We start from the raw sequence: 23,822 nt of genomic DNA, 5'->3' as shown, positions 1-23,822 counted from the left end.
GAATGCTCTAGGTGGAAAGTGGCGAATCAGATGCCGGCGTAGCCGCCGAGCGCGTAGTCGTCCTCGATGGGAGGATGTGCGACGGCGACCGCGCGCGGCGGAAGCGGCGTGACGTTGTCTGCGACGTGCTCGGCGTGGGGGACCACGACCCGGACTTCCATGTCCAGGTCGTCGGTGTCTTCGATGAGTACGGTGAGCTTTACGGAATGCATGGGTGACCTCGGGTCAGGCCAGTCCGAACAGGACCAGCAGCATGTCGATCAACTTGATGCCGATGAACGGAACCACGATGCCGCCCAGGCCATAGACCAGGAGGTTGCGGCGCAGCAGCGCACCGGCGCCCAGCGCGCGGTAAGCGACACCTTTCAGGGCAAGGGGAATGAGAAAGATGATGATCAGCGCGTTGAAGATGACGGCCGACAAGATCGCGCTCTGCGGCGTGGCCAGGTGCATCACGTTGAGCGCATTCAAGGCCGGATAGGTCGTGGCGAAGGCGGCCGGGATGATCGCGAAGTACTTGGCGATATCGTTCGCGATGGAGAACGTCGTCAGCGAACCGCGCGTGATCAGCATCTGTTTGCCGATGCCCACGATCTCGATCAACTTGGTCGGGTTCGAATCCAGGTCGACCATGTTGCCGGCTTCCTTGGCCGCCTGCGTGCCGCTGTTCATCGCCACGGCGACATCCGCCTGGGCCAGGGCCGGCGCATCGTTCGTGCCGTCGCCGCACATCGCCACCAGGCGGTTCTCCGCCTGCATGTCGCGGATGTACTTCAGCTTCGCCTCGGGCGTGGCTTCGGCCAGGAAGTCGTCGACGCCCGCCTCGGCCGCGATCGCCGCGGCGGTCAACGGATTGTCGCCGGTGATCATCACCGTGCGGATGCCCATCTTGCGCATCTCGGCGAACCGCTCCTTGATGCCTTCCTTGACGATGTCCTTGAGTTCGAGGACACCGAGGGTGAGCGATCCGTCGACGACGACGAGCGGGGTGGCGCCGCGGCGTGCGACATCCTCGGCCATCCGCCTGACCAGCGGCGGCAGATGGCTGTCCTGCGATTCCAGGTAGCGCTCGACCGCATCCATCGCGCCCTTGCGGATATGCCGGGTGCCGACGTCGACGCCGCTCATCCTGGTTTGCGCCGTGAAGGGTACGAACTCGGCGCGCGCATCGATCGCGCGGCGATCCGGTCCACCGAAGCGCTTCGCGGCCAGCGTGACGATGCTGCGGCCTTCCGGTGTCTCGTCGGCACGCGAGGCAAGTTCGGCGGCCTCGGCCAGTTCACGCTCCTCGACGCCCGGAGCCGCGTGGAAGGCGACGGCCTGGCGGTTGCCGAGCGTGATCGTGCCCGTCTTGTCGAGCAGGAGCACGTCCACATCGCCTGCCGCTTCCACGGCGCGGCCGGACGTCGCGATGACGTTGGCCCGGATCATCCGGTCCATGCCGGCGATGCCGATGGCCGAGAGCAACGCACCGATGGTGGTCGGAATCAGGCATACCAGCAGGGCGATCAGCACGGTCAGCGTGATGGGATTGCCGATACCGGCCGCCTGCACGCTGTAGATGGAGTACGGCAACAGGGTGGCGCAGGCGAGCAGGAAGATCAGCGTGAACTTGGCCAGCAGGATCGTCAGTGCGATCTCGTTCGGTGTCTTGCGCCGCGATGCGCCTTCCACCATCGAGATCATCCGATCGAGGAAGCTCTCGCCGGGGTTGCTGGTGATCCGCATGACGACCCAGTCGGACAGCACCCGGGTGCCCCCGGTCACGGCGCTGCGGTCGCCACCCGATTCGCGAATCACCGGCGCGGACTCACCGGTGATGGCGCTTTCGTCGACGCTTGCCGCGCCGACCACGATCTCGCCATCGCCGGGCACGATGTCACCCGCTTCCACGAGGACGAAATGACCGGCGCGAAGTTCGCTGGAAGGCGTGAAGACGATCGGCGCGTCACGTTCGGCCCGGGCCAGTTTCTTCGCGGCCACGTCGCGGCGCGAGCCGCGCAACGCGTCGGCTTGCGCCTTGCCGCGTCCTTCGGCGAGTGCCTCGGCGAAGTTCGCGAACAACAGCGTGAACCAGAGCCACAGGCTCACCCAGAAAATGAAGCCGGTGGGCGCTTCGCCGTGCCCGGCCAGCGCCTGGAACCACAGGAGCGTCGTGAGGACACTGCAGACGAAGACGACGAACATCACCGGGTTGCGGAACTGGAGGCGTGGCGAGAGCTTGATGAAGGCGTCGCCCAGGGCGCGCGCCACCAGGGCGCGATCGAGACCGCGCCGGGTCGTGGTTGGATGAGTCATGGATCAGTGCCCCGTGGCGGACATCAATTGCTCGGCGATCGGCCCGAGGGCGAGCGCCGGAAGGAAGGTGAGGGCGCCGACGACGATGACGACGCTTGCGAGCAGCACCACGAACAGCGGTGTATGCGTCGGCAACGTGCCTGCGGATTCGGGCACGTGACGTTTGGCCGCCAGCGATCCGGCCATCGCCAGCATCGCGATCGCCAGTGGATAGCGTGCGAAGTACATGCAGATGGCCAGCAGTACGTTCCAGAACGGCGTGTTCACCGAAAGGCCGCCGAAGGCGCTGCCGTTGTTGTTCGACGCGGAACTCACCGCGTAGAGGATTTCGCTGAATCCGTGGGCACCCGGGTTGGCGACACCCGCGACGCCGGCGGGCGTCATCACGGCGATGGCGGTGCAGATCACCACCAGGGCGCAAGGCAGGAGTACGGCCAGGCTGGCCATCTTCATCTCGTGCGCCTCGATCTTCTTGCCCAGGTACTCCGGTGTCCGGCCGACCATCAGGCCGGCGATGAAGACCGCGACGACGGCGAAGGCGAGCATGCCGTACAAGCCGGAACCCACACCGCCGAAAATGACCTCGCCCAGCTGCATCAGCCACATCGGCACGAGGCCGCCCAGGGGAGTCAGCGAGTCGTGCATGGCATTGACCGCGCCGCAGGACGCGGCCGTGGTGATCGCGGCGAACAATCCCGACGAGGCGATACCGAAGCGGGTCTCCTTGCCCTCCATGTTGCCGCCGCTCTGCAGCGCCGAGGCGTGCGCATCGATGGCCAGCCCGTGCAGCGCGGGATTACCCGCCTGCTCGGCCGCCACCAGGCCGAAGGTCAAGGGCACGAAGATCACCAGCATCGTCGCGAGGATGGCCCAGCCCTGGCGGCGGTCGCCCACCATCGCGCCGAAGGTGTAGCAGAGCCCGGCGGGGATCAGGAAGATCGCCAGCATCTCGATGAAGTTGGAGAAGGGCGTCGGGTTCTCGTACGGATGCGCCGAGTTGGCGTTGAAGAAGCCACCGCCGTTGGTGCCCAGCATCTTGATGGCGACCTGCGAGGCGGCCGGTCCCATCGGGAGCACCTGCTCCTGCGTGGAAACGTGCCTGACCACGGGCTTGCCGGCTGCATCGACCACCGGGTTGCCATCGGCATCCTTCACCGGTTCATCGTATGAAGTGGCTTGCACCGTCGTTGCATGCTCGTAGGGAAGCACGTTCTGGACAACACCCTGCGAGACGAGCAGCAGGCTGATGACCAGCGACAGGGGAAGCAGGATGTACAGGGTGGTCCGCGTCAGGTCGACCCAGAAGTTGCCGAGCACTTTCACACCCCGGCGCGAGAATCCCCGGATGACGGCAACGAGCACGGCGATGCCGGTGGCGGCCGAGAGGAAGTTCTGCACCGACAGGCCCACTGCCTGGGTGAGGTAACTCATGGTCGACTCGCCGCCGTACCCCTGCCAGTTGGTGTTGCTGGCGAAGCTGACGGCGGTATTCATCGCGGAATCCGGTGTAACCGCCGCGAAGTGCTCCGGGTTAAGCGGCAACCATTGCTGCACCCGCTGAAGCACGTAGACGGCGACCATGCCCAGCACGTTGAACAGCAACATCGCGAGCGCGTACTTCTTCCAGCCCATCTCCTCGCCCGGCTCGACGCCGGCCACGCGATAGACGACCCGCTCGATGCGTGCACCGAAACGCGTCACCTTGTTGGGGCTTTCCGCGAAAACAAGGGCCATGTACGAGCCGACCGGCTTGACCAGCAGCAGCAACACGGCGAGATAGACGACGATCTGGATCCAGTCGTTCGCGCTCATTCGAACCACTCCGGCTTGAGCAACGCCACGACCAGGTAGCCCGCAAGGGCGACGGCTATCGAGCCGGCGATGAGATAGGAGACATTCATGGCGGCACCCTCAGCGGCGACCGAGCCGGTCGCAGATCATGAGGAAGCCGATCGTCGCCGCGGTGAGCACGACGATCAGGAGGACGTAGAGGATTTCCACAGGTTCACCCAAGTGAGAAGAACTGCGGAATTATCGAAATCGCCGGATATCTTCGGTGTAAGGCGCGGCCTGGCCCGCGTAAATTCGGCGTAAATTCCTGCGCACGGAAATCGCGCGGGAAGGGAAACCCTGGTGGGAGACCTGGTGGGAGACCTGGTGGGAGCCGACCTTGTCGGCGATCCCGCGGCAGCGGGCCAGGTTGCCGCAAGCACCCATCGCCGACAAGGTCGGCTCCCACCACAAAAAACGGGGCGCCGCTTGCGCGTGCGCCCCGTCGTTACCGCCGGTTTCCGCTGGCGGTTAGAGGTTGCTGTAGAGGTTGCTCACGATCGCACTGCCGAAGCCACTGGCGTAATCCCAGCCCGCCGTGGCCGTCTCGCCGCCGTTACTGCCGGAGGTGACGTCGTGATAGACGCTGGAGGGTACCTGGTAGAGGTGCGGACCGGCGAAGCCGAGCGTGGAATGGCCGGCGAGCATGCGCGCCCAGGTGGCGGCGAACAGCGGTGCGGACAGGCTGGTGCCGCCGTACTGCGCATTGCTGCCGTTGACGATGATGATCGAACCGGAGTTCGGGTCCGCATCGAACGCCACGTCGGCGACGTCGCGTGTCGTCCCGCCTCCCTGTGTCTGCCAGCTCGGCTTGGGCTCCACCGTGCTCGGGCTGCCGCCGGCCTTGGACCACAGGGTCTCGCCCGCCCAGCTGTTGCCGGTACCGGTGCTCAACGTCGTGCCGCTGACGGCCACCACATAAGGTGAACTCGCCGGATAGCTGGGCGTCGTGCCGCGGGGCGCTTTGGTGCACTCGTTGGAACCGGAATCGCCCGTGGAGATCGAGAAGGTCTGCCCCTGCGATACGCCCAGCGCGAAGATCTGGTCGTCCGCCGCCATGGATCCATCGTTGTAGGCGCTGGTCTCGCATTCGCCCAGGGAGACGTTGATGACCTTCGCCTGGTTGTCGCTCACCGCCCGGTTGAACGCGGCCGTCAGCGCGCTGTTGCTGAGCGAATTCGCCGCGTAGAAGATCAGCTTGCTCACGCCGCCCGACATGCCGACGATGTTCTGGCTGTCCAGGTCCCACTCGGGCGTGCCGCTGGTATCGGTTCCCGCCGCCCCGACCACGACCACCTGCGTATTCACCGCGGGCAGGCCATTGGCGGTGGTGAAGCTGGTCAGGTCCTTCAACGGCTGGGTCATGTCACCGTCGCTGATGATGCCCACCGTGACCGTCGCCGCCGTCGGCGTGCTGCCCACGTTGTAGATGGTCGGGAACGTGGTGGGATTGTGGCCGGTCACGCCGGTGGTGGCCTTGGTGCCGATACGGTCGGCGGGCTTGATCATGGTGTGTGCGTGGTTCACCGTCTGCAAACCCACCACGGCGAGTACCGAGTCGCCGAGTGCGGCGGGCACCTTGACGTCGTCGATGTTGGCGTAGGCGGCACGGCCTTCGGCGTCCTGCGCCTTGACCAGACGCGTGGCGAAGGCCGACTGCGCGGCACCCGCGTTGCCATCCGCAGAAACGAGCAGCTTGTTCGAAGAAACGCTGATGTTGGTGAAGCCGGCCTTGCCGAGGTAGGCGACCACGGCCTGCACCTGGTCGTCGCTCGGCGAGAACATGGCGACCGCATCCGCCGGTTGCAGCGTCGCGTGGAACATCGGGCTGGACGGGTTATGCGCCGATGCGATGAAGTCGTCGAGCGTGGAACGGTTCTGCACCTTCAACACCACTTCGATATGGACCGGCGTAGCAGCGTCCGCCAGGTCGGCGGCTGTCGCCGTCGCCGCGAGTTCGTGCGCGCGCGTGGCCGTGACCGCCCACGCCGTCGCCGCCCCCGCGGCCATGGCGGGCGCACACACGAACGCACCCAGCACCGCACTCATCGCCACACATAGCGAGGATTTCTTCATCTGCATGAAACGTCTCTCCCGTAAGTTGAGCCGAATCCCGATTGGGATATGTGGTTCCAGTGACGTTGTCACCGGACGCTGGCAGCTCGGCCCCTTGTCATTCCGTTTTCATTCCCCCCCGGCGAACTCCGTTTCGACGACAAAGCACCGCTCCCCGAAAACGACGCTAGCACAGCAAATCGGCGGGTCGGCATCAGGAAAATTCCTGTTCGTAATGCGTTTGTTCATTCGCACTTTCTTGCGGCAACGTGTCGCGTTGACCCGCTTTCTTTTTTTCTCCGAAAGCGGTGTATAACCGTAGGTATTTGCGACAGGCGCAACGATGAACATCACCCTCGACGAGATCCAGAATTTCATCGCGGTGGTCGATACCGGCTCCATCACGGCCGCCGCGCAGCAGCTCGAGCAGACCGTGTCCGCGGCGAGCCGGTCGCTGGCGAGACTGGAACAGAAGCTCAAGACCACCCTGCTTCGCCGTACCACCCGTCGCCTCGAGCTTACCGATGAAGGCGAGGCTTTCCTGGAACGCGCCCGCGACATCGTCGCGGCGGTGGAGAACGCGGAAGAACAGATGGCGGCACGGCGCGGCCGCCCGGCCGGGCGCCTTCGCATCGATGCGGCATCGCCCTTCATGCTGCACGTGGTGGTGCCTTTGATAGCGGGTTACCGCGAACGCTTTCCCGACGTGGAACTGGAACTGCACAGCAGCGAAGGCTATATCGACTTGCTGGAACGCCGCACCGACGTGGCCTTGCGCATCGGGCGGCTGAAGGATTCCACCCTGCATGCCCGGCCGATCGGCACGAGCCAGGTGCGTTGTCTCGCCAGTCCGGCCTACCTCGCCAGGCACGGACGGCCGCGCAAGGTATCGGACTTGCGCAAGCACGCGTTGCTCGGTTTCACGGAGCCGGAGTCGCTCAACGAATGGCCCCTGCTGGACGAGGGCGGAGAACGCGTGCGCATCAAGCCCACCATCGGTTCGTCCAGTGGCGAAACGCTGCGCCAGCTCGCACTCGAAGGTAACGGTATCGTCTGCCTTTCCGATTTCATGACGCGCGGCGACCGCGAGGCGGGCACGTTGGTACCCGTGTTGTCCAAGCACATCGCCGAGCTCCGCCAGCCGATCAATGCGGTGTACTACCGCAACACGGCCATCTCCGCGCGCATCGCCTCGTTCGTCACCTATCTTGCCGAGGCGATCGGGGAGCACGGCTTCGACCGCTGAGGACGCCGCACTCAGACGCCGGGTGGATTCGAGTCGATCACCTGCACCTTCGGCCCCGTGCTCGCGGGCTGGATGCTTTCATCGGTTGCGAGGAGCACCGAACCCGGCGAGAGCAAGGGCAGAACCTTCTCCATGAACTCACGTGGCACGGCCACGCGATCCACGAGCGCCTCGTCCACCACCTTGCCCGCTTCATCGCCATGCCCGGGAATGCCGATGGTGATCCAGTTCGGCATGCGCAGGCCCGATCGCTGCGGCGCGTCGGGCATGTAGCCGGAAGCGACGATGAAGGCATGCGTCCCGGCCAGGGGATCGCGCACCTGCACCTGGCTGCGGCCGATCTCGATGCCGTTGCGGAACACGATGACCCGGCCGTCGGCCACGCTCAGCACCATGGAGATCGGTCCGGTTGGCGAGGCTTCCGGCGTCCATCGGTAGAGCTGCCCATCGGCCAGCGGCTCGAGGTTCAGGTCGGCACCATTGCGGGGGTCGATGGGAATGACGGCGGTGGGATGCACCACCGTCACCGGCGCCGTGCCTTCCTCGGCCACCACCACGGTCATGCCCATGTTCGTCGCGTCGAACAGCAGCTTCGCGAACTCGGTCGGCATGTGCACGCAACCGTGCGATTCCGGATAGCCGGGAAGGCCGCCCGCATGCAGGGCCACGCCATCCCAGGTCAGCCGCTGCTGGTACGGCATGGGTGCGTTGTCATACTTCTTGGAATGGTGGTCCTTGTCCTTCTGCAGGATCGTGAACACCCCGGTGGGCGTCTCGTAGCCCTTCCTGCCGGTACTGATCGTGGTAACGCCGATGAGGATGCCGTTGCGGTACGCATAGGCCTTCTGCTCGGTGAGGCTCACGATCACCGCCATGGGACCCGGGGAAGCCCCCCGTCCGCCCCATATCCACTCGCCGGGCTTCAACGCCGAGGGCGGGGTATCGGCCGGACTCGACTGCTTCGCGCCCCAGATGGGCACGCTGGCGATGGCCGACGAGGCGAGCGAGAGGGACAGCGCGAGGCCGACGAGCAAGCGTTTCATGGGCGGCTCCTGATCCAGATGGCTCGAGATTAATCGGAGCCGGTGTACCCAGGCGAGTATGGATCGTTCGCGATTTGGCTCTCATGTCGAATTCAAGCTTCCTCGTTCGACGAAAGGGAAAGCCTCCCACGAACCCAGGTGCACCGATGACCCTGAAGCTCTACGCCCACCCGTTCTCGTCCTACTGCCAGAAAGCCCTGGTGGCCCTCTACGAGAACGGCACGCCGTTCGAGTGGAAGCTCCTTTCGCCGGAGCACCCCGAGACTTATGCGGAGTTCGCCGATCTGTGGCCACTGAAGCGGTTCCCGGTCCTGGTCGATGGCCAGCGCACCGTCACCGAAGCCAGCACCATCATCGAATACCTGGACCTCCACCACCCCGGCCCGGCGCCGATGCTCCCCGAGGATCGCGAGGCGGCGCTCGAGGTTCGCAACATGGACCGCTTCTTCGACAACTACGTGTCGACGCCGCAGCAGCGGATCGTCTTCGACGCATTGCGCCCCGAGGGCAAGCACGACGCACATGGCGTGGCCGAGGCGCGCGCGATGCTCGACACCGCCTACGCCTGGCTCGACCGTCACATGGCCGGCCGCGAATGGGCCGTGGGAGACCGCTTCAGCCTGGCCGATTGCGGGGCCGCTCCCTTCCTTTTCTATGCGGACTGGACCCACGCGATCGATCCGCGATTCGCTCACGTGCACGCGTACCGCCGGCGCCTGCTCGCCCGCCCCTCGTTTGCCCGCGCCGTCGACGAGGCCCGCGTCTATCGTCCGTTCTTTCCTCTGGGCGCACCCGACCGCGATTGACCGAAGGAGACCGACATGACCGCCCCAACCCTCGTGCCAGCCACCGAACTGGCCGCGCGCAATACGTACCGCATGCCGAACGAAAGCGCCGAGTACCGCGCGGCGCGCAATGCCCTGCTCGCCGAGGAAATCGAACTGCGCAGGCATATCGAACGCGTGGCCGTGCAGCGCCGCGCCCTCCCGCCCGGCGGCGAGGTGCGCGGCAACTACCACTTCATCGGCCAGCATGGTCCGGTCGATTTCGCCGCGCTGTTCGGCGACAAGAACACCCTCGTGACGTATAGCTGGATGTTCGGCCCGCAACGCGAACGGCCCTGCCCGATGTGCACGTCCCTGCTCAGCGCCTGGGACGGCGAGGCGTGCGACATGGAGCAGAACGTGGCGCTGGCCGTGATTTCACGCTCGCCTTACGAACGCATGCAGGCTTTCGCTCGCGAACGCGGCTGGCGGCACCTGAAGCTCTATTCGGATGCCAACGGTGAATTCAGCCGCGACTACCACGCGATCGGCAAGGAAGGTGGCGACGAGCCCGCACTCAACGTGTATACCTGGCGCGACGGCGTGATCCGTCACTTCTGGGGTGGCGAGATGGGCTTCGAGACAGCCGACCCCGGCGAAGATCCGCGCGGTGCGCCCGACCTCATGCCCTTGTGGACGGTGATCGACTGCACACCGGAAGGACGCAGGCCCACCTGGTACCCCAGCCTGGACTATCCGGGCTGACGACACAGAACGTCCAGGCTGGACTTGGTGTATCGGCACAGGGATCATGCCGTGCATGGCCGATCACCTTTCCACCTTCGTTCCGGTCGCCGATGCGATCGCCGCCCTGCTCCGTCCGCATGCGGAGGTGGTGATCCACGACCTGGCGACCGGCACCATCCGTCACATCGCCAATCGCCTGTCCCGCCGCGAACCAGGCGACGCGTCGTTGACGGATGCCGGTGACGTCATGTCGCTGGATACGCCGGTCATCGGACCCTATGCGAAGACCAACGGGGACGGACGCTCGCTCAAGTCGGTAACGGCCGTCGTGCGCGATGGCCGGCGCAAGCCCGTGGGGCTGCTCTGCATCAATCTGGATGTGAGCATGTTCGAAACCCTGCAATCGGTCTCGAGGGATTTCCTTCGCTTCGCCGACACCAGCGAACGGCCTTCGGCACTGTTTCGCGGCGATTGGCGCGAAGAGATCAACGACGTCGTCGGCCAGTTCCTCGTCGATCGCGGCACCACGCTCGCGGCGATGAGCCTCGCCGATCGCGAAGCGGTCGTCGCGGCGCTGGAATCCCGCGGTCTCTTCGACGTGCGCAACGCCGTCGCGTACATCACCCAGCTCCTGGGCCTGTCCCGCGCCACCTTGTACAAAACGCTCAAGGTGGTGCGCGAGGCCTCGTGAGTCCGCGCCTTCAACGCAGCTGGCTGTCCTTGCTCCCGCGGCGGTTGTAACCGGCGAACGCCGCTTCTTCGCGATCGGCCGCTTCCTGGCACACCACGCACAAGCGTACGCCCGGCACCGCCTTACGGCGGGCTTCGGGAATCGGCTTGTCGCACTCCTCGCAGCGCTCCAGGCTCGGCCCTTTCGCAAGGCGGCTACGGGCACGTTTCACCGCGTCGTCCACGGTGGCGTCGATCTGGTCCTGCACGGCGGTATCGCCCGCCCATCCGGTTGCCATGGGTCACCTCCCGGCGCGTTGGCTCAGACGCAAGAACATGGTGGCAAGTCTTTGGTTTTAAAGGCGTGAAGCGCCATCCCGACGGCGCTTCGGCGTCAGCCAGCCACCCTCGGTTCATCGTACAAACCGAACTCCGTGATACCCGGCTGGCTTCCGGCAACGCTGAGCCTGACGCGCTTCGCCGTCGTACGAGCCACCTCGTGGAACTGGTAGTGCGCGGGCTTCGTGCCGGAGACCACCTCCACCCACGCACCGTCGCGTTCGACTTCCACCTTGTACGACGCGATACGGCTCGTATCGCCATAGTCCTCGTCGTGCAGCGGTTCCACGATGGACAAGGTATTGAACGACACCGGCGCATCGAAGCGCACTTCGATCCAGCCCTCGTTCTTGCCGCGGTCGGCAAGCCAGTACGTGCGGAAGTTATCGTCGAACGCCTGGTCCGGGCCCACGGCCTCGTCGCTCGCGCTGGCCCATGCCGGTTTGCCGGCGGCGAGATCCGGCGTGGTGATCGTCACCGAGCGGCCGATCTTCGGTGCGGGCCCCTCGTTCTTCCATAGCTTGCCGATCTCGGCCAACCGCGCCACGGCGTTGTCGTCGAAACGGCCGTCACGGTTCGGCGCCACGTTGAGGATGAGGTTGCAGTGGTTGTCGTTGAACGGCTTCAGCCATTCGTCGACGATGGTCTTGGCCGCGGCGAGTTCCGAGGTGGGATAGGCCTTCTTCCAGAACCAGTCGCTCTGCAAGGTCGTTCCCGATTGCGAGGGAACGGGACTGTCCGGCGGGATCTTCTGCCCGGCGTGTTGCTCGTATTGCTTGATGTCGGTGTAGTAGAGCGCCGTGCCGGGATAGCTGCCGGCGTTGTGGTCGGTGAGCAGGCAGTCCGGCTGCAGCGACTTCACCAGGTCGTAGATCTCGCGATACGGCAACTCGGCGTACGAGATGCGCGACCAGGATGCATTCCAGCCATCGAGGATCAGCGCGGTGAGCGGACCGTAGTTCGTCAGCAACTCGGTGATCTGCGCCTTGATCAGCGCGATCTTCTCCGGCGTGACCGTGCGTGCGCGGATGTCCTGGCGCAGGTCGAGGATGGAGAAATACAGGCAGACCTTGAGTCCCGCCTTGCGGAACGAATCGACGTAGCGGCGCACGACATCGTGCGGATACGAGGACTGCATGACGTTGGCGCTGCCGGTCCGGGTCGGCCACAGGCAGAAGCCGTCATGATGCTTGGTGGTGAGGCAGGCGTAGCCCATGTGGGCGGACTTCGCGGCGCGCGCCCACTGGTCGGTGTCGAGATGCTTCGGATCGAACAGCTTCGGCGACAACGTGGGATCGCCCCATTCCCGTTCCTCGAAAGTGGCGAGGTTCAAGTGGATGAACATGCCGAAACGGAGATCGAGGAAGGCCTGCTGCAGGGCCAGGAGGCGGTCAGGGTCCACCGCCACGCGATCCCCCGCCAAGGGGGGAGGCGTCGCCGCCATCGTCCGTACCGCAGGCCAGAGGCCACCGCTGAAGGCCCCGGCCGCGGCCAACGCCTTCGCGAACTCACGTCGATTCAATGGACCCACTCCCCGGCTGGTGTGACATTCGACTCTCGCCGCGTGGGCTTCTCATGTCAACGCGACCGCGTCACACCTCCGGGTATGCGCGACGGTCAGGTCGCCGCCGCCTTCATCGCGGCGATGTCGAGCCTGGTCATGTGCATCAGGGCCGCGACGGAGCCGGGGTTTTGCACCAGCTCCTCGATATTCTCGGGGACCACCTGCCACGACAAGCCGTACTTGTCCTTCAGCCACCCGCAGGCCTGTGCGCCCGGGTCGCCCCCGGCCGATAGCTTTTCCCAGAAGCGATCGATCTCGACCTGATCGTGACAGTGGACGACGAGGGAAAGTGCCTCGTTGAACGTGAACTCCGGCCCGCCATTGAGCGCGGTGATGGGTTGGCCGTCCAGTTCGAAGGCAACCGTCATCACCGAGCCCTCTGGCCGGCCCGATGCCGCCGATACCTCCTTGGTATAGCGGGTCGTGCCGACCACCCGCGAGTTGGGGAAGATCGAGACGTAGTAGTTGGCAGCTTCCTCGGCCTCGGTGTCGAACCAGAGGAACGGCGTGATGCGCTGGAAACGATGGGACATGGGATTCTCCTGCGTTCGGTGGACTTGAGCGGGTCACGGAACAGCGGCCTTGTCCTCGTTCGTCGAACGGAGATACGCCAAATCGACAATTCCCGGGCGGTGCCATGCAAGGCGTTACCCCCGCCGACGCGCTAGGCTGCCCGCCATGACCCCTCTCGGCCCCCATCCCTGCGACCGCGCGGCCAGCGGCGATGCCGTCGACTGCGGCGATGTCGCGCGCCGCTGGACCCTCGTCGCCGCCATCGTCGGGTCGGGCATGGCCTTCGTCGACGGCACGATCGTCAATGTCGCCTTGCCGGCGATCCAGAAAGCCCTGGACGCCACGACGGCGGACGCGCAATGGGTGATGGAAGCCTATGCCCTGCTCTTGTCCGCCTTGCTGCTGGTCGGCGGTGTACTCGGCGATCGCTTCGGGCGCCGTCGCGTGTTCATGATCGGCACAGCGGTATTCACCCTGGCCTCGCTGGTCTGCGCGGGAGCACCGGACATAGCCGCCCTTATCGGTGGGCGCGCCATCCAGGGGTTTGGTGCCGCTCTTCTCGTACCCGGCAGCCTCGCGCTCATCAGCAGTGCGTTTCCCAAGGAGCGACGGGGTGCGGCCATCGGCACCTGGTCCGCCTTCAGCGGGATAACGGCGGCGGCCGGGCCGGTGCTCGGCGGATACCTGGTCGAGCATGTGTCCTGGCACTGGGCCTTCCTGATCAACCTGCCGCTCGGCGTGGCACTCGTGGCGATCTGTTGGTGGCGGGTACCCGAGAGCCGTGGCGGCCTCGCCAGTGGCCAACTCGACGCCAGCGGCGCCGTCCTGGCGACGTTGGGGCTGGCGGGCGTCGTGTTCGCACTGATCGAAGGGCCGCAGCGCGGGTGGTCCGCCCCGTCGGTCGCCGGCTCAGTCTGCGTGGGCGTGGCGGCACTTGTCGCCTTCATCCTGGTGGAACGCCGCACGACCACGCCGATGCTGCCGCTGCACCTGTTCCGCAACCGCGATTTCTCCGCGGCAAACGCACTCACCCTGTTGCTATACGCAGCGCTCGGCGGAAGCCTGTTCTTCGTTCCCCTGAACCTGATCCAGGTGCAAGGCTACGGCGCGACCGGCGCGGGCGCCTCCTTGCTGCCCCTGATCGCGATCATGTTCGCCCTGTCGCGCTGGACCGGCCAACTGGTCGATCGCGTCGGTGCTCGCCTGCCGTTGATGGTGGGCCCCCTCGTGGCCGCCGCCGGCTTCGTCCTGTACGCGCTGCCCGGTGTCGGTGCAAGCTATTGGACGACGTTCTTTCCGGCCAGTTGCGTGCTCGGGCTGGGCATGAGCATCGTCGTCGCCCCGCTCACCACCACGGTGATGAACGCTCTCGACCCCTCGTTGGCCGGCACCGCCTCGGGTGTCAACAATGCGATATCGCGCACCGCCGGATTGCTGGCTATCGCGGTGTTCGGCGTCATGCTGACCGAAGTGTTCAACGCCACCCTGGATGTCCGGCTGGCGACGTTGCGCCTGGACAGCGACACCATGCATGACATCGTGGCGCAACGCGCCAAGCTGGCCGGAATTCAAGTCGCGAACGCCGACGCGCGCCGTGTGATCGGGGAATCCTTCATCGCGGGCTTCCGTGCGGTCATGCTCTTTTCGGCGGGCCTGTCGGTACTCTCGGCCCTGGTGGCGGCGCTCGGCTTGAGCGGTAGGCAAGCGACCAGGGCTTCCGTCAATGGCGACCTTCAACGGTAGGCGACGTTGACCGTGACACTGGCATTCGCGGACCCGGGGGCGAGTGGCTTGCCGGTGGTGCGGTAGCGCGCCCGGAAACCGTAATTCCGGCCTTCCTGCACCGCGCTCAGTATGAGCGGAGCGACGCTGTTGGGAATGGCCTGGGCGTCCGGATCGTCGCTACGAAGTTCCACGGCGACACCCGTCGCGGCACCGCTACCGGTGAGCTTGAACAGGGAGGCGTCGGTCTCGTCGGCCGCTCCGGCGAAGGTCAGGAGTATCTGGGTGGCATGGGTACATCCCGTGGCGACCAGCTGCTGCGTGGCCCAATGACTGCTTCCGGCCACGGCGAGGGTCCCGCCTTCGACCTTGCCGATCGGAAAGACCAGGCGGCGCGAGGCAAAGGCACAGGTAGGCCGCTGCGGCTCCACGCGCGCATCGAGCAGATCGGTCCATACCTGGGCATGGCCGTCGTAGCCGGCCCGGGCCAAGGTGCCCCTCGTCAGCGACCCGCCTTCGCGGATCGGCCCCGTCTTGATGAGTTGCACCGTGAATCGCGCATTGCTCAGCTTGCCGTCGAAACTCCATTGACTGGGTGAGCTATACGGCACGACGAAGTCACCCTGGCCGCTGTGGTGAAACTGGATTCGAATACCCACGCCGGGCACGTTGGTGTCGTAGATTCCATCTCCCAGAGCGCTGGGGGTTGCGAAAACACCCAGGCTACCGGTACGCGTCGGCTTGAAGCACTTGAAGCCGGGTGAATTCCAACCGGTGGTGACACGCTCCGCGAGCACGGTTCGCGGTGCCGCATCCACCGCCGCCTCGACGGTACCGAAGGAAAGCGGCTGCGGCGTGCCCTGGGACGGATGGCCCAGGCATCCCGCCTGCGACTGGCCTGCCGCAAGGAGGACGGTGGCGACGACGATGAACCGGTGCGTGGATGGCAAGGACATGGAGCGGCTTCCCTGGGGACATATGTCTTGGAAGTCTGCCCAGCGACGGACACGCATCCCATACGACGAATCTGAAAATGCGATGACAGTGTGCGTCTGCATTGCACGGCGCGTTCACCCGGCCTCGCCAACCATCGGCGCATGAGTCTGCAGGACTACCGCCGCAAGCGAAACTTCGCGAAGACCCGCGAACCCGCGCCGGACGATTCCGCCCTCGGCAGCGGCCGCGCCATCTTCGTCGTGCAGCTGCACCATGCCTCGCGCCGGCACTTCGATTTTCGCCTCCAGGTGGGTGATGTGCTGCGCAGCTGGGCGGTACCCAAGGGACCCAGCTACGACCCCAAGGTAAAGCGGCTGGCGGTGGAAGTGGAGGACCATCCGGTCTCCTACGCCAGCTTCGAGGGCGACATCGAGGAAGGCTACGGGAAGGGGCACGTCGATCTGTTCGATCGCGGCGTATGGGCGACGCGAGGCGACGCCGAGGCGCAGATCCGCAAGGGCCATCTCACCTTCGAACTGTTCGGCAAGCGGCTCAAGGGTGAATGGCATCTCGTGCGTGGCGCGAAGAAAGAGCGACAGCCCACGTGGTTCCTGATCAAGGCGGACGATGCCTACGCGGGCGATGTGGAAGCGGACGACCTGCTGGACGCGAGAATGCGCGAGAGCACGCGCCGCGCGGCGACGACACCCGGGCTGCGCGCCGCGGCGAAGAAATCCACCTCGCGTAAAAAAGCGCCGCCGAAGACGCGCAAGGTTCCGGCCGCCACCCTCGCCAAGGCGGCGGCCGCGTTGGATGGCGCCCGCAAGGCGCGAGCCAGCAACGATTTCTTCGCGCCGCAACTCGCCCGTCTTCGTGAGTCTCCGCCTCAGGGGGACGGCTGGTTGCACGAAGTGAAGTGGGACGGTTACCGGATCCTCGCGAGCGTGGCCAAGGGCAAGGTGATGCTCTGGTCGCGCAATGCCCTGCCCTGGAAAGATCGCCTGCCGGAAATCGTCGGAGCCATCGAAAGTCTCGGCCTGGACAGCCTGCGGTTGGACGGCGAACTGATCGCACTCGACGCGCAAGGGCGCAGCGACTTCAACGCCCTGCAACGGACCTTGTCGGGTGAAGCGCAAGCACCACTGGTGTACATGCTGTTCGACCTGCCCTACCTGGAGGGCTATGACCTTACCCGCGTGCCGCTTTACCAACGCAAGGCGCTGCTGGAGCGCCTGCTCGCGCATGCACCCGCGCACCTCGCCTATAGCGGACACCACGTCGGCCACGGCGACGAGGTGTTCGCCATGGCCATGGAACAGAAGCTTGAGGGCATCGTCTCCAAGCGCGCGGACGGTGGTTATCACGCAGGACGCGGTGACGACTGGCAGAAGATCAAGCGGCTCGAAAGCGATGAATTCGCCGTGGTCGGTTACACACCGGCGAAAGGTTCCCGCCTGGTCTTTGGGTCGCTGCTGCTGGCCCGTCCGGATGCGGAAGGCGGCTGGACCTATGTCGGCCGCGTCGGCACAGGCTTCACGGACCAGATGCTGCGCTCGCTCGGCGAGACGCTGGCGAAGGGCGGAACGAAAAAGCCGACGGTGAAGATCGGGCAGATCGACCCTGCCCTGCGCGGTGCGCTCTGGGTGCCGCCGACGGCGGTCGCGGAGGTCTATTACCGTGGCATCGGCAACCAGAACCTGCTGCGCCAGCCTAGCCTGAAGGCATTGCGCGTCGACAAGTCGCCGGCGGACCTGCGCGATTCCGACCGCGCCGCACCGGCGCCGGCGAAGAAGAAGGCGAAGACCAGGGGCGTTCCGGCCAGGGCGAGCGCCGATGCGATCGTCATCACCCATCCCGATCGCGTGGTCTTCCCGGACGATGGAATCACCAAGCAGGACGTGGTGGATTACTACCGGACCGTCATGCCATGGATGCTTCCGGCGATCGCCGACCGGCCCACTTCGACCATCCGTTGCCCGGGCGGCATCGGCTCGCCCTGCTTCTTCCAGAAGCACGTGATGGCCGGACTGGAGCATGTGGGTACGGCGAAACTGAAAGAAGAAACGGGCGCGCAGGCGGTGTATCTGTATCCGCGTGACGAGGCGGGCATGATCGAACTCGTCCAGTTCGGCGCGGTGGAATTCCACCCATGGGGCTCCCACGTGGGCTCGCCCGACCTGGCAGACCGCGTGGTTTTCGATCTCGATCCCGGCGAAGACGTGGACTGGCGGCGGGTGGTCGCGGCGGCCCGCATGGTGCGTGGATTCCTCGAGGAACTCGGCCTGGTCTCCTTCTTGCGCACCACCGGCGGCAAGGGGCTGCATGTGGTCGTACCGCTCAACCCCGGCGCCGACTGGGGCACGGTGAAGACGTTCGCCCGAGGCTTCGCGGAAGCGATGGCGGCATTGCATCCGCTGGAATTCGTGGCGACGGCCACCAAACGCTTCCGGCGCGGGAAGATCTACGTGGACTACCTGCGCAACGGACGCGGCGCCACCGCGGTGGCCTCCTATTCCCTGCGCTCACGCCCGGGGGCGCCGGTGGCGGTTCCCTTGCGCTGGGAGGAGCTGGGCAAGGTCAAATCCGGCAATGCGTTCGACCTTCGCAACGTACCCAAGCGCCTGGCGCGGTTGAAGAAGGATCCCTGGGATGGGATAGACAAGGTCCGCCAGGACCTGGCCTCGGTGAACGAGAAGCTGGGTGCCTGACCCGCCGCGCGCTGTAGACTCGGCATTCCTTCCCCATCTGCCCGTCCATGTTCGCCAAACTCCCCGTCTTCCTGCGCGTCCCTCTTGCCTGCCTCTTGCTGTTCGTCAGCACGGTATGCCACGTGCTGCCGCTGTTCGTCGTGACGGGGCTGCGCCTGGTCGTTCCGCTGGCTTCGCTGCGCCGCTCCATCGGTGCCGTGCTGGTATGGATCGCGGAAAGCTGGCTGGGGTTCAATGGCTGGCTATTCGGCGCATTCACGCGCACGCGTTGGCAGGTGGAGGGGATCGAGGACCTCGGCCGGCGTGAGAATTATCTGGTGGTGTGCAACCACCAGAGCTGGGTCGACATTCCGGCATTGCAGAAAATCTTCAACCGCCGGATTCCGTTCATGCGCTTTTTCCTGAAGAGCGAACTCATCTGGGTGCCCTTGCTCGGACCGGCGTGGTGGGCCCTCGATTTCCCGTTCATGAAGCGCCATTCGCGGCAGCAACTCGAAGCGCGGCCGGAACTGCGCGGCAAGGACCGCGAAGCCACGCGCCGTGCCTGCGAGAAGTTCCGGCACCTGCCGGTATCGATCATGAACTTCACCGAAGGCACCCGGTTCACCCAGGCCAAGCACGATGCGCAGAAATCGCCTTACACCCATCTCCTGCGCCCGAAGGCCGGCGGCGTGGCCTTCGTGATCGACGCCATGGGCGATGCGATCCGCCAGGTGCTCGACGTCACCATCGTGTATCCGGGAGGCCCGAGCACGATGATGGACATGATCGCAGGCCGGATCCGCGAGATCCGCATCCATGTTCGCCGCCTGCCGATCCTTCCCTCGCTGCGTGGCGACTACGAAAACGACGACGCGTTCCGCGAACGCTTCCAGGCCTGGGTGAACCAGCTCTGGGCCGAGAAGGACGCCCGCATCGCAACCATGCTGGCAAAGCCCCTGTAAATGCGCCGGCCAAGCCGGTGAGAGCCGACTGGCCGGATACCCGGTGAGAACCAACCTTGCCGGCACAGGGTCGGCTCTCACCTTGAAAGCCTTGCAGAAGGTGCTCCCGCGGCGACGCAGGCTTACGGCTTGGCTTCCTCGGCGAGCTTCTCGTCCAGCCGTTGGCGGCCGGCCTTCGCGTACGCCGCGCACGTCTTCCCCTCGCCTTGCGAAGGATGCGGCGTGATCAGCATGTCGCAAGGCAACGCCGCGACGCGATCGAAGGTCTTGCGATACTCCGCCACGTACGCGGGATGGTCGCTATAGCGATAGCCATCGGCGGAGAAGGCGAACAGGCTGTCGACATAGGCGATCGTCTTGCAGGCCTTGCCCTCGCACGATGTCCATGTCCACGCCGTACCGCCGGGCGTGTGCCCAGGTGTGATGTGTGCGGTCAACGCGAGCGTGCCCACGCGTACCACGGTGCCATCGTTGATATCACCGATAGCGTCCACCTTCGCGTACAGCGGCGCTTCGCCGTGCTGTGGATCGGTGGCGTCGTCACCGCCGAGCTGCATCTCCTTCGCACCGGCAGGCGTGGCGCGCACGGTCGCCCCGCTGTCCTTCGCGAACTGCGCGATACCGCCGGCATGGTCGAAGTGCGCGTGTGAGTTGAGGACGAGCTTGACGTCCTCCACGCGAAAACCGAGCTTGCGAATGTTCGCCTCGATGAGCGCGACGTTGTCGGACATCGGCACGTCGATCAGCACGTGACCCTGGGGCGATGTGACAAGGATGGCCGACAGGCCCTTGGTGCCGACGTAATACGTGTTGCCGTAGATCTTGTGCGGCGCCACGGGTGTGGTCCAGTCCCCGTTGTTCGCCGCGACGGCGGGCAAGGCGGTGCAGGCGGCGAGGGTGGCGATGGCGAGCAGGGTGCGGCGCATGTGGAGTCCCCTTGAAAGATGGGACGGAGGATAAAGGGGACTACCGGGCGACAGCGAGTCGATATCGGGGCGAACTGCGGGCGCGTGGCGTCGCCTTCGCCGCTGAAGCGGCTCCCACGGAGGGTTGAGGCGACCCTGCGGAGGATAGAGACAGCTTTCAGGTGGCTCCGCGCGGCCGAACCGCTTTCTCGGGTGGAGGACCTCAGGGGAGGCGGGGTCTCCGGCGCGTGCGCGCACGCCAGAAGAGGAATCCGGTCACCAGCAGGAACATCGGAAGCAGGCCGGTGAAGCAGGCCATCACGCGCCAGGTCATGCCGCCCACGGCGGCCGAGTGAATCGGGAACAGCGCGTCGGCGAGGCGGCCGCCCGGCCCGAGTTTTGTCGCATCCACGCCACCGACCACCGCCGCCGTGCCGGGGTCCATCCACAGAGAACTGCGTCCGGCGAGGTTCCACTCGCCCGGGCGGCGAATGCGCAGCACCACGCTGCCGTTGTCCTTCGATGGCAGGGTCAGGCGGGTGAGTTGCGCCTCGGGAGCCGCGGCCTGGGCGGCGCGGAGCACGGCCGGCCAGTCTATCGTTGCCGCCGTGGGCGCGATCCTTGGTGGCTTCGCAGGCGCCGGCTCGCCAAACGCGGCGGCAAGGCCACTACGCACGGCACCGCGATAGGCCATGGTCGTCCCCGTGCCGATCATCACGATCAGCAAGGGCAACGCGGCGACGCCGACCAAACGGTGAAAACTCGCCCAGCGCAACACCGGCGGATTCGCATGGGGCTTCAGGTGCTTCAGCGCACGCCGGCGCCCAGGCCAGTAAAGCCACGCACCGGAAAACAGCATGAACAATCCCGTACAGGCGACGACGCCGAGCACGGTCTCGCCCACTTCGCCGGTCAACAGGTGCGTATGCCAGTCGAGCAGGAGAAGCAGTCCGTCTCCGGACTTGCTCCGGCGCAACAGCAGCTCGCCCGTGCTCGCGTCGAAATAGCTGCGGTTGCCGCCGCGTTCCTGTGCTTCCCACACCGGAAGTTCCGCATCGGGTAGCGATAGCCCGCGCAACCCCTTCCCCTCGGGCGACGAGAGGATCGCCTGCAACGACCTGCCTTGTGTCGCGAGATCCGGCAAGGAACGCGACGCCAACTCCGGATGTCCCGCGGCGAAAAGCGGCTGCTCGAACAACAGCACGCTGCCCGAGAGCGTCACCAGCGCCAGCAGCAGGCCCAGGCTGAGCCCCAGCCACAAGTGCAAGGTCTTCAACGCGGAGCGGAAGCGGCGTGGCGAAGGCGTCATGTCAGAAATCCACCGACGCCTGCACGAAATAGGTGCGCGGCAGGCCGACGTAGATACCGTCGTTGTTATCGGTCGAGCGCGTGAAGTAGCGCTTGTCCGTGAGGTTCTTCACACCCACGCCCAGGCGGAGGTTCGACGCCGACGGGCCGAAGGCGTACTCGGCGCGGGCGTTCCAGGTCGTCCAGCCGGGGATGTCGCCGAGGTCGCCTTCGGGCGAGGGCTCGGTGATGTATTCCGTGGGGTTCGCGGGATCGAAGCTCGGCGAACCCGGCGAATGCTGTTTCGACTGCGCGAACGCGTCGAGGTTGAAGGTCCATTGCGCGATGCCGTAGCGCAAGCCGAGATTGGCCGTGCGCCGCGAGTAGAACGGCAGGTCGCGGCCTTCGAACGAGCCGTGCTTGTAGAACGCGTGGGTGTACGTGGCCGTACCCCATAGCGTGAGGCCATCCAGCGCGTCGCTGAAGGCGCCCAGGTCGACATGCGCCGCGGACTCGACGCCCTTGTGCGTCGTGGCGCCGAGGCTGGTCCAGCCTTCGTACGAGTCCGGCACGTTGGGCAGCTTGCCGACCAGTTGCAGCTCATGGTCGAAGTTGATCCGGAACAAGGAGATCTCGCCGCCCCACGCCTTCGTGTCGTAGCGCGTGCCGATTTCGTAAGTGCGCGCCGTCTCGGGTTTCAGCCCGGCCGCGAACTGATTGTTCGAATCCTTCTGCCCGATCTGGAAGTATTGCAGCGAGCCGAACGAGGTTTCCGCGTTCGCGTAGAGCTTCAACGCATCACTCAGGTGGTAAATGACATTGAGCGATGGCAGCGGCTTGGAATAGTCCTTCGTTCGCTCCGTCGGCCCCCTTACCACCACCGTCGCGCCCGGATGCGCTTGCCACTCGCTGTCGATGCGCTCGTAGCGGATACCCGGCGTGATCGTCCAGTTCCCCGCGTTGATGGTGTCGTCGACATACAGCGCATGCGCCTCGTTGCTGCCGGTGTTGTTGCCCGAGAGCACGTAGGGGCCGCCATAAGGGAAGCTGTCGTACGGGGTATAGGACAGGTTGGAAACGTAGCGGTTGTTACGCAGGGTGCGCTCGTGCATCGCCTCGCTGGTATAGCGGTAGCCGATGCCGATCTCGTGGGTGACCTGGCCCCAGTCGAACAACTGCGAGTAGCGCGGCTCGATGGCGAATACGTGGTAGTTGCGTGGATAGGCGTTGAGCTGGTGCGTATAGCTGCCGTTCGCGTTCTGGGTGATCGTCTCGATGTGGCTGCCACGGAAGCTGTCCGAGTAGTACGACTGCACTTCGAAGCTGCGGCGGTCGTCGACGTGGCTGTACTTCAATACATAGTCCGTGCGGCGGCCGTGGAAATCGTCGAACGGGCGGCGGGACTGGAAGGGGTCCGCATCGTAGTCGGCCTGGTTCAGTCCACCGGGCATGCCGGCCTGGCCGTCGTAGTGATGGATGCTGCCGGTGAGCGTGTCCTCGGGGGAGAAGGCGTATTTCGCCTTGAGCATCACGTCGTCGATGCTCTCGTTGTCCTCGTGCTCGCGGAAGCCCGGGCCATGCAGGCCGTTGTAGAGCAGGGCGAGGCCGAGCCCGTTGTCCATCGTGCCGCCCACGAAGGCGTTGGTATTGGTGCGGATGCCGCCGTGCTCGCCGCCCTGCATCTGCACGCCTGCGCTGCCGCCGAAGGCTTGCGGGATGTCCCGCGTCACGAAGTTGATGATGCCGCCCACGTTCTGCGGCCCATAACGCACAGACCCGCCACCGCGGACCACGTCGACCGCCTGCAGGTTGCCGAGGCCGACCGGCGCCATGGACGCCTGGGGCTGGCCGTAGGGCGCCACGGCGATGGGTACCCCGTCGAGCAGGATGGTGGAACGCGGCGAAAGGCGCGAGGTGAGGCCACGCACGCCCACGTTGAGCGACACGTCGCTGCCTCCCGTGCCGTTGCTTTCCTGCACCTGCACGCCGGGAATGCGACGCAGGGCGTCACGCAGGTTCACCGCGCCGGCTTCGCGCAGTTCCTCGCGGCGCACCACCGTGCGGGCACCCGGATGGTTCGCCACCGTATTGCTGGCCGCCTCTCCCAACCAGTTGCCGACCACCTTGACGCCTTCCAGGTCGGTGGACGGCGGAGGCGGCGGTGTTTCCTGGCCTGCCGCGGAGTGCGCGGCGAAGGCGCTCGCGAGCGCCAGGGCGAGGGTGGTGGGACCGAAACGCATGAGGCGGCCTTG

General features: G+C 65.7%; 20 protein-coding genes. 7 read left to right on the top strand and 13 right to left on the bottom strand.

The genetic code is table 11. The annotated features are described in order from the left end of the window. Positions 1–26: 26 nt before the first annotated feature. The 5 genes from J2T07_RS07900 to J2T07_RS07880 all read right to left on the bottom strand — a co-directional run bounded on the left by J2T07_RS07900 (position 27) and on the right by J2T07_RS07880 (position 6,210). The gene (locus J2T07_RS07900; protein ID WP_306848787.1) at positions 27–212 is read right to left on the bottom strand and encodes a hypothetical protein; all 186 of its coding nucleotides are present in this window, start codon (positions 210–212) and stop codon (positions 27–29) included. A gap of 13 nt (positions 213–225) precedes the next feature. Beyond that, positions 226–2,298, bottom strand: a complete 2,073-nt coding sequence (gene kdpB, locus J2T07_RS07895) for a potassium-transporting ATPase subunit KdpB (protein WP_306848786.1) — start codon at positions 2,296–2,298, stop codon at positions 226–228. 3 nt (positions 2,299–2,301) lie between these two features. Further along, a complete protein-coding gene (gene kdpA / locus J2T07_RS07890) occupies positions 2,302–4,110 on the bottom strand; it encodes a potassium-transporting ATPase subunit KdpA (RefSeq protein ID WP_306848785.1) in 1,809 nt (602 codons plus the stop codon). After that, on the bottom strand, positions 4,107–4,199 hold the full coding sequence (gene kdpF, locus J2T07_RS07885) for a K(+)-transporting ATPase subunit F (RefSeq protein ID WP_306848784.1): 93 nt from the start codon (positions 4,197–4,199) through the stop codon (positions 4,107–4,109). The genes kdpA and kdpF overlap by 4 nt, the downstream gene beginning before the upstream one ends. Positions 4,200–4,599: 400 nt before the next feature. Then, entirely contained in the window at positions 4,600–6,210 is a 1,611-nt protein-coding gene (locus J2T07_RS07880; protein ID WP_306848783.1) for a S53 family peptidase, read from the bottom strand. A gap of 316 nt (positions 6,211–6,526) precedes the next feature. Between J2T07_RS07880 and J2T07_RS07875 the strand changes: the two genes are divergently transcribed. Next, positions 6,527–7,429 carry a LysR substrate-binding domain-containing protein gene (locus J2T07_RS07875; protein WP_306848781.1) on the top strand — a complete coding sequence of 301 codons (903 nt, stop codon included), beginning with the start codon at positions 6,527–6,529 and terminating at the stop codon, positions 7,427–7,429. An 11-nt stretch (positions 7,430–7,440) separates the two neighbouring features. On the opposite strand, the gene J2T07_RS07870 is transcribed toward J2T07_RS07875, so the two are convergent. Then, on the bottom strand, positions 7,441–8,472 hold the full coding sequence (locus J2T07_RS07870; RefSeq protein WP_306848779.1) for a L,D-transpeptidase: 1,032 nt from the start codon (positions 8,470–8,472) through the stop codon (positions 7,441–7,443). A 146-nt stretch (positions 8,473–8,618) separates the two neighbouring features. On the opposite strand from J2T07_RS07870, the gene J2T07_RS07865 reads away from it, so the two are divergent. From J2T07_RS07865 to J2T07_RS07855, 3 genes are read left to right on the top strand one after another with little or no spacing between them, the layout of a single operon-like run. Beyond that, entirely contained in the window at positions 8,619–9,278 is a 660-nt protein-coding gene (locus tag J2T07_RS07865) for a glutathione S-transferase family protein (protein WP_306848777.1), read from the top strand. Positions 9,279–9,293: 15 nt separating this feature from the next. Continuing rightward, the gene (locus J2T07_RS07860) at positions 9,294–10,001 is read left to right on the top strand and encodes a DUF899 family protein (protein WP_306848775.1); all 708 of its coding nucleotides are present in this window, start codon (positions 9,294–9,296) and stop codon (positions 9,999–10,001) included. A gap of 55 nt (positions 10,002–10,056) precedes the next feature. Continuing rightward, positions 10,057–10,674 carry a helix-turn-helix transcriptional regulator gene (locus J2T07_RS07855; protein WP_306848773.1) on the top strand — a complete coding sequence of 206 codons (618 nt, stop codon included), beginning with the start codon at positions 10,057–10,059 and terminating at the stop codon, positions 10,672–10,674. Positions 10,675–10,684: 10 nt separating this feature from the next. Here the strand turns inward: J2T07_RS07855 and J2T07_RS07850 are convergent, their stop codons facing one another. The 3 genes from J2T07_RS07850 to J2T07_RS07840 form a co-directional block, all read right to left on the bottom strand. Further along, on the bottom strand, positions 10,685–10,951 hold the full coding sequence (locus J2T07_RS07850; protein ID WP_306848771.1) for a DksA/TraR family C4-type zinc finger protein: 267 nt from the start codon (positions 10,949–10,951) through the stop codon (positions 10,685–10,687). 95 nt (positions 10,952–11,046) lie between these two features. Beyond that, the gene (locus J2T07_RS07845) at positions 11,047–12,513 is read right to left on the bottom strand and encodes an alpha-L-fucosidase (protein ID WP_306848769.1); all 1,467 of its coding nucleotides are present in this window, start codon (positions 12,511–12,513) and stop codon (positions 11,047–11,049) included. Positions 12,514–12,608: 95 nt separating this feature from the next. Continuing rightward, a complete protein-coding gene (locus tag J2T07_RS07840; RefSeq protein WP_306848768.1) occupies positions 12,609–13,088 on the bottom strand; it encodes a VOC family protein in 480 nt (159 codons plus the stop codon). 145 nt (positions 13,089–13,233) lie between these two features. Between J2T07_RS07840 and J2T07_RS07835 the strand changes: the two genes are divergently transcribed. Next, complete coding sequence (locus J2T07_RS07835; protein ID WP_306848767.1) at positions 13,234–14,811, top strand: DHA2 family efflux MFS transporter permease subunit; 1,578 nt, start codon at positions 13,234–13,236, stop codon at positions 14,809–14,811. On the opposite strand, the gene J2T07_RS07830 is transcribed toward J2T07_RS07835, so the two are convergent. Continuing rightward, positions 14,802–15,746 carry a fimbrial protein gene (locus J2T07_RS07830; RefSeq protein WP_306848766.1) on the bottom strand — a complete coding sequence of 315 codons (945 nt, stop codon included), beginning with the start codon at positions 15,744–15,746 and terminating at the stop codon, positions 14,802–14,804. The genes J2T07_RS07835 and J2T07_RS07830 overlap by 10 nt on opposite strands. Positions 15,747–15,887: 141 nt before the next feature. Here J2T07_RS07830 and ligD point away from each other — a divergent pair, with 141 nt between their 5' ends. Both ligD and J2T07_RS07820 read left to right on the top strand, forming a co-directional pair. Continuing rightward, positions 15,888–18,434, top strand: a complete 2,547-nt coding sequence (gene ligD, locus J2T07_RS07825) for a DNA ligase D (RefSeq protein WP_306848764.1) — start codon at positions 15,888–15,890, stop codon at positions 18,432–18,434. A 47-nt stretch (positions 18,435–18,481) separates the two neighbouring features. Continuing rightward, entirely contained in the window at positions 18,482–19,378 is an 897-nt protein-coding gene (locus tag J2T07_RS07820) for an acyltransferase (RefSeq protein WP_306848762.1), read from the top strand. A gap of 122 nt (positions 19,379–19,500) precedes the next feature. Here J2T07_RS07820 and bla read toward each other — a convergent pair whose 3' ends face one another. The 3 genes from bla to J2T07_RS07805 form a co-directional block, all read right to left on the bottom strand. Further along, positions 19,501–20,304, bottom strand: coding sequence for a subclass B3 metallo-beta-lactamase (gene bla, locus J2T07_RS07815; RefSeq protein WP_306848760.1), 804 nt, complete (start codon positions 20,302–20,304; stop codon positions 19,501–19,503). A 202-nt stretch (positions 20,305–20,506) separates the two neighbouring features. Beyond that, the gene (locus tag J2T07_RS07810) at positions 20,507–21,592 is read right to left on the bottom strand and encodes a PepSY-associated TM helix domain-containing protein (protein WP_306848758.1); all 1,086 of its coding nucleotides are present in this window, start codon (positions 21,590–21,592) and stop codon (positions 20,507–20,509) included. Between the two features lies 1 nt (position 21,593). Further along, on the bottom strand, positions 21,594–23,810 hold the full coding sequence (locus J2T07_RS07805; protein WP_306848755.1) for a TonB-dependent receptor family protein: 2,217 nt from the start codon (positions 23,808–23,810) through the stop codon (positions 21,594–21,596). Positions 23,811–23,822 lie beyond the last annotated feature (12 nt).

This window comes from Luteibacter jiangsuensis, assembly GCF_030812295.1.
Lineage (GTDB): Bacteria > Pseudomonadota > Gammaproteobacteria > Xanthomonadales > Rhodanobacteraceae > Luteibacter > Luteibacter jiangsuensis_A.
Note: the sequence above shows the minus strand (reverse complement) of the source record. Positions and strands in the feature narration are given on the sequence as shown.